Raw genomic sequence first — 16,020 nt, 5'->3', positions numbered from 1 at the left:
TCACGTCACCTCCGGTGGATCACCGCGACGGGGCACGGCGCGTGGTGCAGCACCGCGTGGCTGACCGAACCCAGAATCGCACGCGCCACGGCACCACGGCCATGGCTGCCGACCGCGAGCAGTGCCGCGCCGTCGGCCGCTTGGAGCAAGGCGCGTGCGGGGGCGTCGAAGGCGGCCTCGGCGGCCACGTGCACGGCCGGGTAGCGCTCGCGGTGCGGGGCGAGCTGTTCGTCGAGCACCTTCGCGAGGTCCGCGCGGACGTGGTCCCAGTCCTGCTCGGGCAGCTCGGCCCAGCCGGCGTCGTTCCACGCGTAGACGGCGAGCAGCTCACGGCCGTGGCGCGCGGCGAAGCTGAAGGCGAACTCGATGGCCTCGGCTGAGGTCTCGGAACCGTCGATGCCCACGACCACCCGGCCGTCCAGCGGGCCCGAGCGCGTCACCACGACGGGGCGGCCGCCGATCGAGACCAGCTCGGCGGCGGTGGAACCGAGGAACATCTCGGCGATGCCGGTGCGGCCGGAGGAGCCGAGCACGAGCAGGTCGCCCGGCTCGTCGGCCAGCACGTCGACCGGACGGCCGATGCGCACGCTCGTGGAGACCTGCAGTGAGGGCCAGCCCCGGCGGATCTCCTCGGCGAGCTCGGCCAGGTGGTCCTCGGCGGAGCGGGCCATCGTCTCCTCGGTCACGAACTCCGGGACCGGCATGGACATCGGCGTGAACACCGGCTCCGGCAACGGGGCGCGCACGCCCTGCACGAGCTGCACCGACGCGCCGGTCCGCGCGGCCTCCTCCGCACCCCAGAGCGCCGCTCGGCGAGCCTGTTCCGAGCCGTCGAAGCCGACAACGACCGTGGACATGTGAAACCACCTCCGACCGGGGAGTACCCGGCCGGAGGTGGTTCCAAAGGTGACCCAGAACTAGCCGATGACGAACTGCGAACCGGGCTCGATCGTGATGTCACCGTCACGCGAGTTGGTGATCGTGACGTTCGTCAACCGCGCCGAACCGCGGGCCTGCGCCATCGCGAGGATGCCGGAGCCGTTGTTCGACCTGTCGATCCGGACGTTGGTGATCTGCACGTCCGGCATGCCCTGGCCGCCGCCCTTGAACTGGATCCCGTCGAACGTGGAGTCCAGGATCTCGGTGTCGCGGATGACCACGCCGGGGATCGGCAGGTTCTGCGAGAACAGCGTGATGGCGCCGAACTCCTGCGCCTCGCTCCAGAACGCGCCGCCCGTGCGGTGCAGGGCGTTGTTGGCGAGCAACGTCGTCCCGCCGAACGGCAGCGGGTCGTGGTCGGTCGCCAGCATGATGCCCGGGTAGTTCGCCGTGTCGGAGATGATGTTGTTCTCCGCGCGGTTGTTCGACCCGCCGTAGATCGCGATCCCGTTGGCACGCCACGGGAGTGCGATCGTGTTGTTGAGGAACGCGTTGCCGTTGCCGGAGTCGGCGACGGGGTCCTTCACGTACTTCGACGCCCACACGGCCAGCGCGTCGTCGCCCGTGGTGCGGAACGACGAGTTGAAGACCGTGGAGTTGCGGGTGCCGTTGGTGAAGTTGATGCCGTCGGCGTAGGTGTCGCGGATCCGCATGCCGCTGAACTGCAAGCCGTCGCCGGGGTTCCAGCGGTCGGGCAGGTTGGTGTAGTCGCGGCCGACCCAGACACCGACGTTGGCGTGCTCGATCCACACGTTGGTGACCTTGGTGTTCTTGCCGAACCGGCCGTTGAGGCCGACGCCGCCCTCCGCGTTCCCGTCACCACCGCGGATCCGGCCGGAGCCGAAGATCGCGATGTCGGAGATCTGCGTGTTGTCGTCGATGTCGAAGCCGAAGTTGCCCTCGTGCGGGTGGTTGATCGTGTCCGCGTCCTGCGGCTGGATCAGCGAGAACAGCTGCGAGTGCCACATGCCGGCGCCGCGGATCGTGACGTTGCGGATGCCGACCTGGTTGTCGCCACCGCTGTTGAACACGGTGAGGATCTTCTTCTCCTGGCGGAACTTGCCCGCCGGGATCCAGACGCAGGGGACCTCCCCGTTCTGGTCGGCCGTCACGGCGCGCTGGATGGCGTCCGTGTCGTCCGTCTGGTCGTTCGCCGTGGCACCGTACTGCGTGATCGACACACATCCCGCGGGAGCCGACGCCGCCGGGGCGACCTGCTCCAGGTCGATCAGGTCGATGACGTAGAACTGGGCGCCGTCACCCGCGTCGCGCTGCAGCTTGAAGCGGGTACCGGCAGGGTAGGAGCTCGCCAGCAGGGCCTGGGACTCGTCGAACAGCCTGCGGGCGTCACCGCCGGGACGGTTCGTGAGGCACTCGGGCTCGTCGCAGGAGCCGTAGAGCCAGCTGTGCCGCGACGACAGGGTCAGCTTCTGCACGAACTGGTCGTTCGCGTAGAGGCTGATCGTCGCCTCCCGGCCACCACCGGCGGCGGCGTCCGGGATGGAGTTGCGCACGACGATCGAGTTCGTGCTGACCGTGGAGGTGATCTCCACGAACTGGCCCTGCGCGTCGAGCCGCACCGACTTGCGGCCGGAGGACTCGGACCCGAAGTTGGTGTGCCCGAACGTGCGCTTCGCGTCGGCCTGCAGCAGCGTGCCGTTGTGGCGGCCCGCTTCGGCTTCGTAGCTCGTGAACGGCACGGACGCACCGCGTCCGACCACAATGGACTGGGTCGCGGTGTTGTTGTTCTCGTTGGTCTCCGCCACGACGTTGGTCGCGTCGGCGGTCGCGGTGGCCGTGGCACCGCCGTTGGTGGCGGTCCAGGTGCCGACGTTGACCGTGACGGTCTGACCGGCGTTGACGGCACCGGTGTTGGCGTTGAGCGTGCTGCCGCCGACCGACACGCGGGTCACCGAGGCGCCCGCCGCCGACGTGCCGCGGTTGTTGACGCTCACCGCGAACGTCACCTGCTGGCCTGCCGCCGGGGACGACGGGTTCGGCGTGACGCCGGTGATCTGCAGGTCCGGTCCGGGTGCCTGGCCGACGACCAGGGGAGAGCCGGAGGTGAAGGTGTTGTTGCCCTCGTTGGTCTCGGCGACCTGGTTGGCCGGGTCCACGGTGGCTGCGGCCGCGTAGGACCCGGCACCCCGCCGGCCCGCGTCGACGGTGACGGTGGCCGTTGCTCCCGGGGCCAGCCCGCCGACCTGCGCGGAACCCGCGCTCGTGCCGCCGAGCGTCACGTTGAGGGTGGTCGCGCCGGACGCCACGGTGCCGCCGTTGCGGACGGTGGCCGTGAGCCTGATCGCGTCGGCCTCGCTCGGGTTCTGCGGAGCCCAGGTCAGGTTCGTGACGGTGAGGTCAGGCGCCGGAGCCGCCGAACCGAGCACCTGGAACTCGGCGACCTGGCCGCCGGGCGCACCGGTGTTCGAGTAGAAGTGCAGGCGCACGTCCGCCACCCGGCCGGTGACCGGGATGGTGACGGTGTTGCCGGTGGCCGGGTCGAACCGGTGGTCGGCCCGAGCCTTGAGCGTCGCGAACGCCGTGGCGCCCGCTTCCCGGCCCAGCACCTCGAAGTTCTGCGTGCGCGCGCCCCAGGCGCTGTCGGGGTTGAGCTTCACGACGACCGAGGTGATGTCGGCGTTGGAGCCCAGCTTCGCGGTCAGGTGACCGGGGAAGCCGCTGGACTCCCAGTACGTGCCGACGTTGCCGTCCACGGCGTTGCCCGGCACGAAGTTGTGCACGTGCCCGGACTCCTCGACCGGCTTGCCGGCGGCGAGGTTGTCACCGGGCGGCGGGTCGACTGGTCCGCCGGACTCGCCGTGCACCTCCAGCTCGCTGAGCTGGGCCGCCTGCCAGCCGGTGTTCGCGGTGACCGTGACCCGGACGTACCGGGTGCTGGCCGCGCCGAACTCCAGCGTCACCGTGTTGTTCGAGCCGGGGGAGAAGGTGTGCCCGCGGGAGCCCACGAGGTCGCTGAACTGCGACCCGTTCGTGCTGCCCTGCACGGCCAGGGTCTGCGTGCGCTGCTCCCAGTTCGAGGGCAGCCGCAGGACGACCTTGCTGACGCTCTTCGCGGCGCCCAGGTCGGCCTGGAGCCACTGCGGGAACACGCCGTTCGCGCTCTCCCAGTAGCTGCCCTGGTTGCCGTCACCGGCGTTCCCGGCGCCGTACGGGCCGTTGCCGCTCGACGCGGTCAGGTTCGCGGACAGCCTGACAACCGCTGCTCCTGCCGCGGGTGTCAGTCCGAACAGTGCGAGGGCGCTCACGACGGCAGCGCTCACCGCACGCCTCAACAGCGTGTTTCTCATCGAATTGTCCTTCGTGGCAGGGAATCAGTTGTTGATGTTGATCTTGAAGGTGGTCGTGGTGTTCTTGATGTCCTGGAAGTTGTTGCTGAACCGCAGGCCGTTGAACGTGACCTCGCCGACGGCAGGGCCCTGGCCCGCTTCCGGCATCTCGTTGGCCCATACGCCGAACCCGGACTTCGCGTCGAACGCGTCACCGCTCTTGCGGGCACCGGAGATGCTCACGTTCGAGAGCACGGTGTCCTGGAAGATGTTCTCGGCGGCGCCGTTGTACTTGGTCTGGAACATGATTCCGCTGTACGTCGGATCGATGATCTCGACGTCGTTCACCCGGATCCCGGTGTACTTCTTGGAGGCGGAGAACATCCAGATCGCGCCGAACGTCTGCGCGCCCCAGAAGTGGCCGCCGGAACGGACGAGCGTGAGCCCGCTGAACGTCGTCGGCTCGGGCCCGAAGTCCTCCATCGAGTAGCCGAAGTCGAGCGAGCTGATCGTCACCGCCGAGTAGGTCAGGGTGTCGGCGACGTAGATGTTGCGGAAGGTGTTGTTCTTGCCGCCGTAGACCGCGAGGCCGGCCGCGCGCCAGGGGGTCGTCACCGAGAGGTTCTCGAAGACGTTGTTCTGCTGGCCGCTGCCACCGTTGTCGGTGGCGGCGAAGAGCGCGAACGCGTCGTCACCGGTCGAGCGGGCCTCGATGTTGGAGACCCGGTTGCCGGCCGAGCCGTTCGTCATGTTCAGGCCGTCCGCGTACATGTCGCGGATGCGGTTGTCCCTGATGACGTTGTTGTCGACGTTGTTGCCCCAGAACAGGCACATCATGTGCTCGACCCAGATGTTCTCGATGGTCATGTTCTGGACGCCGGCGAAGTTGAACACCTTGCCCGGGCCGTCGTTGCGTTGCGTGTAGTTGCCGAACACGGCGAACCCGCTGAAGGTCGAGCCGCTCGCGGACGACTGCGCGTCGAAGCCGATGTCGGTGTTCTCCTGCGTGAGCGGGGCCTGGAACCTGGTGAACCAGGGGCCGGCGCCGATCACCCGGACCGCCTTGCCGTAGACCTGGAACTTCTGCGCCGTCTGGTAGGTGCCGGCCGGCAGGTAGACGCCGACGAGGGTGCCGGTCGTGTCCATCCGGACGCGGTCGAGCGCGTTCTGCACGTCCTGGTGGGTGAACCCGGCGGGCACGGCATAGCGTGCGGCATCGGGGTTTCCGGCAGCCGCCACCTGTTCGAAGTTCACGAAGTCGATCGCGTAGTTCGTGGTGTTGGCCGCGTCCTTCTGCAGCTTGATCTTCGTGCCCGCCGGGAACGTCTGGTTGAGCATCACGTTCGCCTCGTCGTAGATGTGGCGGGGGCCGCCTGCTCCCGGCGAGTTCTGCGGGGTGGCCTCGTTGCCGTAGAGCCAGATGTACTTCGACGTCAGGTCGATGGCCTTGTGGAACTGGCCGTTGACGTAGACGTTGAGGGTGGACGTGATGCCGCCGCCGCCCGCGCTGTCCGGGATGGAGAACCGGGTGACGAGGGTGTTGGCCGGACCGGAGGTGGTGAACTCGACCGACTGGCCGGTGCCGTTCAGCGTGACGGCACGGCGGCCGGACGCCTCACCGGCGAGGTCGCCGATCGTCCTGTTCGGGCTCAAGACCTGCGCGCCGCCGCCGACGGTGCCGTCCTCGGCCTCGACGTGCTGCCACGGGACGCTGGCGCCGCGGCCGATGAACAGCGACTGCTCGCTGGTGTTGTTGCCCTGCTTGGCCGGGATCTCGTTGCCGTCGTTGGCGATCACCGTGCGGACCGTGTAGCGGCCGTCGGCGGCGGGCCAGGAGCCGAGGTTGACCGCGGCGGTCGTGGCACCGGCGTTGATCGTGCCGGTGTGGCTGCCGGTGAGCGTGCGGACGGTCTGGCCGCTGCTGGTGAGGATCGTGACGGTGATGCCGTGGGCGCCGGCCGCGCTGTTGATGGTGCCCTGGTTCTTGATGGCGACGGAGAACGTGGTGTTCTGGCCGTTCGCCGGGTTGCTCGGCGACCAGGACGGCACGGCGACCAGGTCGGAGCTCGGCACGGGCGTGACGACGAGCCGGTCGGGGTGCAGGCGCGCGTTGTTGGTCTCGTTCTGCTCCGCCACCTTCTTGGTCTCGTCGACCTTGGCGGTGTACTCGTAGGAGCCTGCCGGGCGGGCGGCGATAGTGGTGCCGACGTTCGCCTGCGCGCCTGCCTGCAGCGCGCCGACCTGGGCGGTGCCGACCGCGGTGGTGCCGAGGAAGAACGTCACGTCGGTCGCGGTGCTCGCGGCCGTGCCGGCGTTGCGGACCGTGGCGTTCAGCGTGATCTGGTCGGTCTCGACGGGGCTCGCGGGGGTGAACGACGTGCCGGTGACGGTGAGGTCGGGGTTCGGGGCAGGGGTGCCGAACACCTGGATCTCCGCCACCTGGGCGCCGGGCGCGCCGGTGTTGGACGTGAACCGCAGCTGGACGTCGGCGACCCGGCCGGCGGCGGTGATGGTGACGCTGTTGCCGCTCGCGGGGTCGAAGCGGTAGTCGCGGCCGGCGGCGAGGCTGGTGAAGCCGGTGGCGTTCTGCGCGCGGCCGAGGACCTCGACGTTCTGCGTGCGGGCACCCCAGGCGGTGTCGGGGTTGAGCTTGACCGCCACCGAGCTGACGTCGGCGTTGGACCCGAGCTGGACGGTGAGGGTGCCGGGGAAGCCGTTGGACTCCCAGTACGTCTGCACGTTGCCGTCGTTCGCGTTGGCGGCGACGAAGTTGTGCACGTTGTGGTTCGCGGTGACCGGCTTGCCCTGTGCCAGGTTCTCGCCGGTCGCGCCCTCTCGCGTCACGGAGTTGCTGGCGGGGGACTGGTTGCCGGCCGCGTCCTTCGCGACGACGTGGTAGGTCACGCGCAGGCCGTCGGGCTGGCTGTCGGTGTGGGTGGTGCCGGTGACCGTGGTGCGCAGGCTGCCGTTGGCGAACACGTCGTAGCCGGTGACACCGGTGTTGTCGGTGCTGGCGTTCCAGGTCAGCCGGATCTGGCCGGACTGCGGCTGGGTGAACGCGAGGTTCGCCGGTGCGGACGGCGCCTGCGTGTCACCGCCCGTGGGCCCGTGCACCTCGAACTCGCTGAGCTGTCCCGCGGGCCAGCCGGTGTTCGCGGTGATGCGGAGCCTCAGGTACCGCGCGGTGGCGGCGGTGAAGTCGATGGTGACGGTGTTGCCGCTGGCCGGGTTGAACTCGTAACCGCGTGAGGTCACCAGGTCGGTGAAGCCGGTGCCGTCGGTGCTGCCCTGCACGGCGAGGGTCTGGGTGCGCGTGCCCCAGCCAGCGGCTGGCAGCTTGAGCACGACCCGGTCGGCCTTGACGGCGGACCCCAGGTCGGCCTGGATCCACTGCGGGAAGGCGTTGTTGGCGCTCTCCCAGTACGTCGACTGGTTGCCGTCGCCCGCGTTGCCGGGTCCGTAGCTCTGGCTGACGCTGCTGGCGGTGAGGGTGGCGGCGAGCTTGGCGCTCGCCTGAACCTCCTGGACGCCGATCTTCGCCGTGGTCTTGGTGGCGCGGACGTGCTTCACCAGGGTCGGGTCGACCTTGAAGGTGGCCTTGCCGTTCTTGAAGGTGTGCGGTTGTTCCGCGACGAGCGTGGACCAGCCTCTGCCGTCCAGGCTCGTCTGCAGGGCGAAGGTTTCCGTGCGGTTGTCCGCTTTGGTGAGCGTGACCTCGTCGATCTTGGTCTGCCTGGCCAGGTCCAGGCCGACCGGTGCGGCTTGCGCGGCGGGGACCACGACGAGCGTCGCGGCGGCGAGCGTTGCTGCGGCTAACGGGGCTAGCAGGGAGCGAGCGCGTGTCGACGATGACATGGCGTGCTTGGCCCTTCTCGGTGGGGACGCGAGGGGGTGTGGCGCGCCTCACCGTAGAAGTGCCTAGCAGATTACCGCAATATGTCGACGTGATTGCGCAAATTTGCGACAGACCGGTCTGAACAGGAAAGACGCCCGATGTTTCGGGCTCGTGAACCTCCTGTTGGCGGGTGCAGGGTCGACCACCAGCCACGGTGTGCAGTCCTGTGACTTCGGTTCGTGTCCGAACGGTCTGCGGAAATTGCTTCTGGCGCGATGCTTCCGCTTGCACGCGTTTGCGGTGCTGGTGCTCGGTGTTGCGGAAACCTTGCGCAAGTCTCACAGGTCGGCGAAGAACCTTCTGGTTCGGTTCAGCAGATCGATCTTGTTCGCGCGGCCGGTGAACGAGTGCCCCTCACCGGGGTAGATGACCAACTCGGAGCCCGGGACGGCCGCGTGGAGGAGCTCGGCCTGTTCGAGTGGCACGTTGGTGTCGTCGGCGCCGTGGACGATCAGCAGCGGTGTCGTGATCCGGTCCGCGCAAGTGATCGGACTGTGCTCCGCGCTGTCGCCGAGCGCCGCCTCGAACGCGCCGTTCTCCCCGCGCGCGATCAGCTTCGGCCAGTCCGCGATGCCCGCACCGACGAGGGCGGCCTTGAACCGGTCGGTCCGGGTGGTGGCCCAGGCGGCCATGAACCCACCGTGGCTCCACCCGGCGATGGCGAGCCGGCCGGGGTCGGCGACGCCTTGGTGGACGAGGAGGTCGATGCCGGTCTCGATGTCGTGCCACTCCTCCTGCCCGACACGCTTGTACACGGCGTGCGCGAACTCGTGCCCGCGCCCGAGCCCGCCCCTGGGGTTGGGCAGGAAGGTCGCGATGCCCTGCTGCGCGAACCACTGCGCCGACGGGACCCAGGTGAGCTGGAAGTCGTCGGCCCAGCGGTCGTAGGGGCCGCCGTGGACGATGGTCACGAGCGGGAACGGGCCGTCGGCGCGGGTCCGGTTGGTCGGCAGGACGAGGAGTGCGTCGAGGTCGAGGCCGTCCCGGGCTTGGTAGTGGAGGCGTTCCTGGATGCCTGCCGGGATGTCGAGTGGTGCCCTGCGGTCGGGGCGGTGGGAGCCCTTGATCTTGGCGAAGGGGCCTTCGGTCAGGCGGTGGAACTCCGTGTCCAGGCCGGTCGCCACGACCATGATCGGAGCGCCGTCGGTCTGCACGAGGTCGGTGGGGCAGGCCGGCATGCCCTCGGTGAGGTTGCGGTGGTCCTGGTCGAACACCGCCAGGCCGCCCTGCAGGTGCGGCGGGGTCAGCGCCAGGTAGAAGATCCGGTCGCCCCACCAGACCGGTGACCGCGCGTCCGGCGGGGTCGGGCCGAGGTCGGTGACGCTGCCGTCCGGGGCGACGACGTGCAGGGCGGGGTGGATGAGGCCGGGGTCGATCTTCGGCGACGACCAGGTGATGACGGCTCGCCGGCCGTCGGGGTGGTGGGCGATGTCGGTGGTGTGGGCGACGTGCCGGTGCGGGATCAGCTGGGGTGGTTTCCGGTGGGGTGTCGGGCGCGGGCTGGTCCAGTCGGCGACCATGGCGTCGGTCAGTTCGCGCACTCCGGCTCCCTTGCGGCGATCACGTCATCGAGGGCGGCTGATCAGCGACTCCACCACGGGCACGAACCGGTACGGCCCGAGCACAGTCGTGCTCGACCTGCCGCCCGCGATCCAGTCCACCACGAGGTCGAAGGTGCAGTCGCAGGTCTGCGTGCGGAACCTCAGGTCGAAGACCTCCGGGTTGTTCTTGCTGACGGTGAACGGGAACGCGGTCGGTTTCGACGTGGAATACGTGTTGCCGCGGTTGGGGTCGCTGTCGGGAGCGGCCTCCGGGCTTGCTGCTTCCAGGTCGACGATCATGGGCCGGACCTCCACGTCTCCCCACCGGCAGCCCGACGGGACGAGCGTGCCTTCGGTGGGGGCTGCGGCGCGATGACGTACCGCTGCGTGGATACCGGTGATCAGAACCTCTTGGTCGCGCGGGTTCTGGGTGGTCAGCAGGACCGTCGCCGGCCCGGCCAACTGGTCGGCGGCCTTCCGGTCGCCGGGTCCGGCGTACCTGAACGCACAGTTGGCGTTGATCGTGGTCGTCGCGGTCAGATCACCGGCCGGTGCCGGTGCCGGTGCCTGGGGAAGCGGTCGCGGCTCGCGCGACCAGGTGGCAGCCGTTGTGGAAGAGGCGCCGGCCGTGGTCGTCGGCGAGTTGCTCTGCGGTGTGAATGCCGTCGGCGGTGCTGGGCTGGGCAGGTTCACCGAGGTCGTCGTGGTGGCGATGGGCCACCAGACCAGCGCGATCGCTGTCAGCCCGGCTACCAGCGGGACCACGACCACGGCCCACCACCGGACGCCGAGGGCGGGACTGCCGTGCGGGGTGGGGCATGGGCCGGGGGCGGAGACGGTTGTGATGTGGACGCCGCCGTTGACGTCGCCGGCTTGGACGACCGCGCCTTCGACGTGGCCGGTCACCGAGTTGTCGGGCTCGCCGGCGTTGGGCACGTGACGCAATGTAGCGGAAGAGATCCGCGTGCTCGCCGGGAAGGCGAGCACGCGGACCGGCCTACTTCAGCAGGTAGGCGTTGATGACGGTCTGCTCGACCGTCTGACCGCTCCCGGTCGCCTTCGCCCGCAACGACACCGACTTCGCGTCCTGCGGGTGGGCCAGCAGCAACCGGTTGCCGCGCACCGGGGTCGGCTTCCAGGTCGTGCCGCCGTCGTAGGACACCTCCACCGACGTCACCCGCACGTCCCCGGTCTGCGACTGCGTCGACACCGGCACACCCCACGCCCGGCCGGCCGGAGCGGCGCCGGTGTCGTCCAGTTGTGGCGCGAACCGGATGACGGACAACGGCAGTGCGGTCCGCTGCGCGGTCGTGTCGGACCGGAACGTCCAGGAGCCGGACACCTTGGTGCTCAAGGTGTTGTCCCGCACCGCCTCGGTGACGACCCGGTAGTCCGCCGCGCCACCCGCGGTGTCGTACAGCGCCCACCCGGCCTCGTCGGTGGAGAACTCGGCGACGCCGTTGCGGTACACGGTGGTGTGAGCGGAGGTCACCGGGCCGTGGCCCGCGTTGCCCGCCGAGTCGCCGAACAGGGGCACCGTCACCCGCATCAGGTCACCGGTGCGGAACGAGTGCGGCACGTCGCGGGTCGGGGGCAGGGCCGGGCCGAAGACGGCGCGGTGGAAAGGTTCCACGTACTGCTTGCCGGGCCGGTAGTGCTTCAGCGGTCCGTCCAGGACGCCGATGTTGCCACCGGAGTCGAACAGGTTGAAGCGGCGTGACCAGTCGGCTCCCTCGCCGCCGTAGTGCTCGGTGCGCTGGCCGGGGACGAAGTTGTCGAGCGAGCCCCAGGTCCAGGCGGCGCGGCCGTGCGGGGCGACGGTGTGGCCGATCGAGGCGGTCTGGCCGGCGGGCAACGGAGGCATGTCGACCTTCACCGAGGCGAGGTCTCGGGCGGCCACCTCCTTCGACAGGCCGGTGAACGTGCTGCCGGCGCGGTACCAGGCCAGGCCGTAGAAGTCGGGGCCCGCGGTCCAGAACGTCGCGACCTGGCCGGTGACCTCCGCCGAGTCGGGGCCGAGGTGGGCGAGGCCGAGGTGGGAGATCGAGCCGCCGACGGAGAAGTTGCCGATCGTGTAGCTGGTGCCGTTGTGGATCCGCTCGAAACCGGTCTGCAGCAGGCTGAGCCGGGCGTCGACCGGCGGCGTGACGTCGACCGGCTTGGCCTTGCGGGCGTCGAGGTCGATGGTCGTGGTGCCGTCGACGGTCAGGTTCGGGTAGCTGAGCGCGTCGTGCGTCCACTCCGCCGAGCCCATCACGCTGCCGTTGAGGATGTAGCGGCCTTTCTCGACGCGGGCGGTGCCGGTGGCGGGGTCCGGCCACGAGCGGGCGCCGGTGTCGACGTTGATCAGGAACGCGCTGAGGTAGCCGGGCTTGGCGCCGGTGCGGTCGAAGCCGCGCAGGGTCAGGTCGTAGCTCTCCTTCTCCAGGTCGACGACGACGGCCGTGCGGACGCCGGAGGCCACGACCGCGCCGCCGAAGACGCCGCCGGCGGGTTCCTCGGCGATGTCAGCGGTGACGGTGGCCGTCGCCGAGCCGAGAGCCGGGATCGTGAGCGTGCTCGGCGACACCGAGAACACCGCGCCGGTGGTGTCGGTGGTGAGGTCGAGCGTGACCGGTGACGTGCCCGTGTTGGTGTAGGTGATCTCGCGCGACAGCGCGGGCTTGCCGGTGTGCGGCCAGCGGTGCGAGCCGAAGCTGAGGCTGCCCGAGCTGGTGACGTCCTGCTCGATGACCTTGGCGACGTCCACGCGACCGGAGCCCTGGTCGAACGGCGTCACGCCCGCGGTCCGGGTGGTGCTGCCGGTGAGCCGGGCCTTGAGCTGGGGACCGGTCGCGCCGGGGAGCTGCTGGCGCAACAGCGCCGCGGCGCCCGCGACGTGCGGGGTGGCCATCGAGGTGCCGTCGAGGCTGGTGTAGCCGGGTTCGACGGGTGCGCCGATGCGGCCGTCGCCGTGCAGGGCGGCGACGATGCCGACGCCCGGCGCGGTCAGGTCCGGCTTCAGCGTGCCCGCCTTCGACGGGCCGCGGCTGGAGAACTCGGCGATCCGGTCCTGGTCGTCGACGGCGCCGACGGTCAGGGCCGCGTCCGCGGTGCCGGGGGAGCCCAGCGTGCTCGCGCCGGGGCCGCTGTTGCCCGCCGCGACGACGAACAGCGTGCCTTTCTCGGCGGTGAGGCGGTTGATGGCCTCCTCCAGCGGCTCGACCTCCGGGGTGTCGAAGCCGCCGAGGCTCATGTTGACGACCTGGGCGCCCTGTTCGACGGCCCACTCCATGCCGGCGATGATCTGGCTGTCCTGGCCGGAACCGTTGTCCCCCAGCACCTTCACGTCGAGGATCCGCGCGTCCGGTGCGACGCCGCGGTACCTGCCGCCGGACTTCGCGCCGGTGCCCGCGATGGTGCTCGCCACGTGCGTGCCGTGTCCGTGGTGGTCACCGGCGTCCGGCGAGCCGGTGAAGTTCCGCTCGGCGATCTCGCGGTCGGCGAGGTCCGGGTGGGACTGGTCGACGCCGGTGTCCAGCACCGCGACCGTCGTGCCCGCGCCGGTGTAGCCGGCCGCGTGCGCCGCCGGGGCGCCGATCTGCCGCACGCTCCTGTCCAGAGTGGCCTGTCGCCGGGCGTCCAGCCAGATCTTGCGGACACCGGACAGGCTGAAGGTGCTCGAGGCGGTCAGACCGGCGACCGGCGTCTTGGCCGCGTCGAACGCCACCCCGTTGATGCTGGGCAGGTTCAGGCCGGACTGGGCGACCACCGTGCCGGCCGGGTAGGTGACGATCACCGGCAGGGCGCCGTCGTACGAGGCGAGCTCGGTGACGTCGAACAGGCGCTCGTCGAGTCGGCCGTCGGCGATGAACGGCATGGCGTCGCCCGGCACGACGAACTCGTGGCCCTGCGCGGTGTACGACGTGAACAGGACGTGTTCGCGGCCGGGTGCGGGCTTGACGGCGCGCTGGCCCGGCAGCACCTGGTCGCCGGTGATCAGCGTGACGGGCGCGGCGGTGGTTGCCGGGGGAGCCTGCTGGGGTGAGGCGGTGGCCTGGCCGGCGGTGAGCAGGGCACCGGCCAGTACGACGACTCCGAGTACGCGCACCCGGTCCTCCGTTGGGGGTCTGTGAGAGCGATCTCACGGACCGTATTGGGGAGTTCGTGTGGGTGACAAGAGGCCGGAAGTGTTCCGGTCCAGACCAATGTTGACAACTGGCGACCGCCCTGGGTCAACCGTCTTGGCAGGCCCCTCCGGGTTGCCTGTTCACGGTGGCGTGAGGTCGCGGGATCTAGTGCGGTGACCACGATCTTCACCGTGTTTCCCGACGCTCAGCAGGGCACCTCGTGGGACCGGCCCCACGCCCCCATACGTCCAGTATGAGGACGTGGGGCCGGCCCCGCGATGCACCCGTCTGACCGCCGGGAAACGCGGCGAAGGTTCGTGGTCACCGCACTAGGGTGTGCGGCATGACTGGCCTGCGGGAGCGCAAGAAGGCGGCGACACGGGAGGCGTTGGGGGACGCCGCGAGGAGCCTGTGCGTCGAACACGGCCTGGACGGCGTGACCGTGGAGCAGATCGCGCACGCGGCCGGGGTGTCGCTGCGGACGTTCTTCAACTACTTCTCGTCCAAAGAGGAGGCCGTGGTCGCCGGTGACTCGACCACGGCGGACGCGTTCGTGCGCGCGTTCGCGGACCGCCCGGCGGACGAGCCGCTGCTGGCGGCGCTGCGGGAGGCGCTGCAGTCGGCGTTCCCCGAGCACGTGGACCTCGCGCGGTTGCGCCAGCTCAGGGAGCTGCGCCGGACGCCCGCGCTGCTGCCGCACGTGCTGGCGGCCTACGCGGCCCGCGAGCAGGACCTGACGGCGGCGATCGCGGAACGGACCGGGATCGACCCGAGCGCCGACCCGTTCCCCGTGATGGCGGCGTCGATGATCACGTCGTCGCTGCGCGCGGTGGTGCAGTGGTGGATCGACTCGCCGGACGCGACCAGGAGGTGGACGGGTGCCGAGCTGATCGACCACTGGATCGAGCAGCTCGGCACCGGGCTGAGCCCTAAGCGTCCCAGCTGACCGGGAGGGCGTGCACGCCGTAGATCGCCATGTCGGTGCGCAGCGGCACCTCGCTCGCGGGCACGGCCAGCTCCAGGCCCGGCAGCCTGCGCAGCAGCTCGGTGAAGCCGACGACCATCTCGACCCGCGCCAGCTGCTGGCCGATGCACTGGTGGATGCCGTGCCCGAACGCGAGGTGGTGCCCGCGGGGGCGGTCGACGCGCAGCTCGTGCGGGTCCGGGTAGCGCTCGGGGTCGCGGTTGACCGCCGGTACCGCGACCAGCACGGTCGCGCCCTCGGGGATGGTGGCGCCACCCAGCTCCACCTCCTCCTTGGCGAAGCGCGGCACACCGAACGCGATGATCGACAGGTAGCGCAGCAGCTCCTCGACCGCGTTCTCGGTGAGCTCGGGGCGCCGGCGCAGGAGCTCGAGCTGCTCGGGGTGCTCCAGCAGCGCGAACGTGCCCAGCGCCAGCATGTTCGCGGTCGTCTCGTGGCCCGCGATCAGCAGCAGGTTCGCGATGCCGACCAGCTCGTCCTCGGTGAGGTCGGTGTCGGTCACCAGGCCGGAGAGCAGGTCGTCGGTCGGGGCCTTCTCCTTGGCGCGCACCAGTCCCTGCATGAACCGGCGCAGCTCGGTGCCGACCTTGATCTGCTCGTCGACCGTGGTCGTGAGGCTCAGCAGCTTCGAGGTGGTGCGCTGGAACTCGTCGCGGTCGCCGTAGTCGACGCCGAGCAGCTCGCAGATCACCAGGGACGGCACCGGCAGCGCGAAGTCGTGCACCAGATCCGACGGCGGCCCGGCGGCGATCATCGCGTCGAGCTGCTGCGTCACGATCTCGTGCACGCGCGGTTCCAGCTGCCGCATCCGCCGCACGGTGAACTGCCCGGTCAGCAGCCGGCGGAAGCGCGTGTGCTCCGGTGCGTCCATCGAGATGAACGATCCAGCGCGGCGTTCGGGCGGGAACATCTCCTCGAACAGCTCCGGTGACATCCGCGCCCGCACCCGCGGGTTGCCGAACCGGTCGGCGCTCATCCGCGCGTCGGCCAGCACCGCGCGTGCCTCGTCGTGCCCGGTGACGAGCCAGATCGACTCACCGGCGTGCTCGACCCGGTGCACCGGCCCGTGCCCGCTCAGCTCCAGCAGCCCCTTCGCCGGGTCGAACGGGCACCTGTCGCGCTGGGTCAGCTCAGCGGGCAGCTGGGGCCGGATCAGCTCCTGCGCGGTGCGTTGCCGCTCTGCGGTGGTCATGGAAGTGCTCCCGTCTCCCGGCCCCGCCTGTGACGGGGCCGTCGCTCGGTGTCACCTCCACGCTACCGAAAC

Annotated in this window: 8 protein-coding genes; 1 reads left to right on the top strand and 7 read right to left on the bottom strand. The window is 70.2% G+C overall.

The features are described from left to right. Nucleotides 1-5: 5 nt before the first annotated feature. From BBK82_RS40280 to BBK82_RS40255, 6 genes are all read right to left on the bottom strand, one after another. On the bottom strand, nt 6-857 hold the full coding sequence (locus BBK82_RS40280; RefSeq protein WP_065919622.1) for a universal stress protein: 852 nt from the start codon (nt 855-857) through the stop codon (nt 6-8). Between the two features lie 60 nt (nt 858-917). Next, a complete protein-coding gene (locus BBK82_RS40275; RefSeq protein WP_065919621.1) occupies nt 918-4,247 on the bottom strand; it encodes a CARDB domain-containing protein in 3,330 nt (1,109 codons plus the stop codon). Nucleotides 4,248-4,271: 24 nt separating this feature from the next. Further along, on the bottom strand, nt 4,272-8,006 hold the full coding sequence (locus BBK82_RS40270; protein WP_065919620.1) for a discoidin domain-containing protein: 3,735 nt from the start codon (nt 8,004-8,006) through the stop codon (nt 4,272-4,274). A gap of 393 nt (nt 8,007-8,399) precedes the next feature. Further along, nucleotides 8,400-9,662 (bottom strand): alpha/beta hydrolase family protein, encoded by a 1,263-nt coding sequence (locus BBK82_RS40265; RefSeq protein ID WP_065919619.1) that lies wholly within the window; start codon nt 9,660-9,662, stop codon nt 8,400-8,402. Between the two features lie 24 nt (nt 9,663-9,686). Further along, a complete protein-coding gene (locus BBK82_RS40260; protein WP_065919618.1) occupies nt 9,687-10,598 on the bottom strand; it encodes a hypothetical protein in 912 nt (303 codons plus the stop codon). A 61-nt stretch (nt 10,599-10,659) separates the two neighbouring features. Continuing rightward, the gene (locus BBK82_RS40255; RefSeq protein WP_065919617.1) at nt 10,660-13,752 is read right to left on the bottom strand and encodes a S8 family peptidase; all 3,093 of its coding nucleotides are present in this window, start codon (nt 13,750-13,752) and stop codon (nt 10,660-10,662) included. A gap of 362 nt (nt 13,753-14,114) precedes the next feature. Here BBK82_RS40255 and BBK82_RS40250 point away from each other — a divergent pair, with 362 nt between their 5' ends. Continuing rightward, nucleotides 14,115-14,717 carry a TetR/AcrR family transcriptional regulator gene (locus BBK82_RS40250; protein WP_065919616.1) on the top strand — a complete coding sequence of 201 codons (603 nt, stop codon included), beginning with the start codon at nt 14,115-14,117 and terminating at the stop codon, nt 14,715-14,717. On the opposite strand, the gene BBK82_RS40245 is transcribed toward BBK82_RS40250, so the two are convergent. Next, a complete protein-coding gene (locus BBK82_RS40245; RefSeq protein ID WP_065919615.1) occupies nt 14,701-15,948 on the bottom strand; it encodes a cytochrome P450 in 1,248 nt (415 codons plus the stop codon). The genes BBK82_RS40250 and BBK82_RS40245 overlap by 17 nt on opposite strands. Nucleotides 15,949-16,020: the final 72 nt, after the last annotated feature.

This window comes from Lentzea guizhouensis (genome assembly GCF_001701025.1).
Classification (GTDB): domain Bacteria; phylum Actinomycetota; class Actinomycetes; order Mycobacteriales; family Pseudonocardiaceae; genus Lentzea; species Lentzea guizhouensis.
Note: the sequence above shows the minus strand (reverse complement) of the source record. Positions and strands in the feature narration are given on the sequence as shown.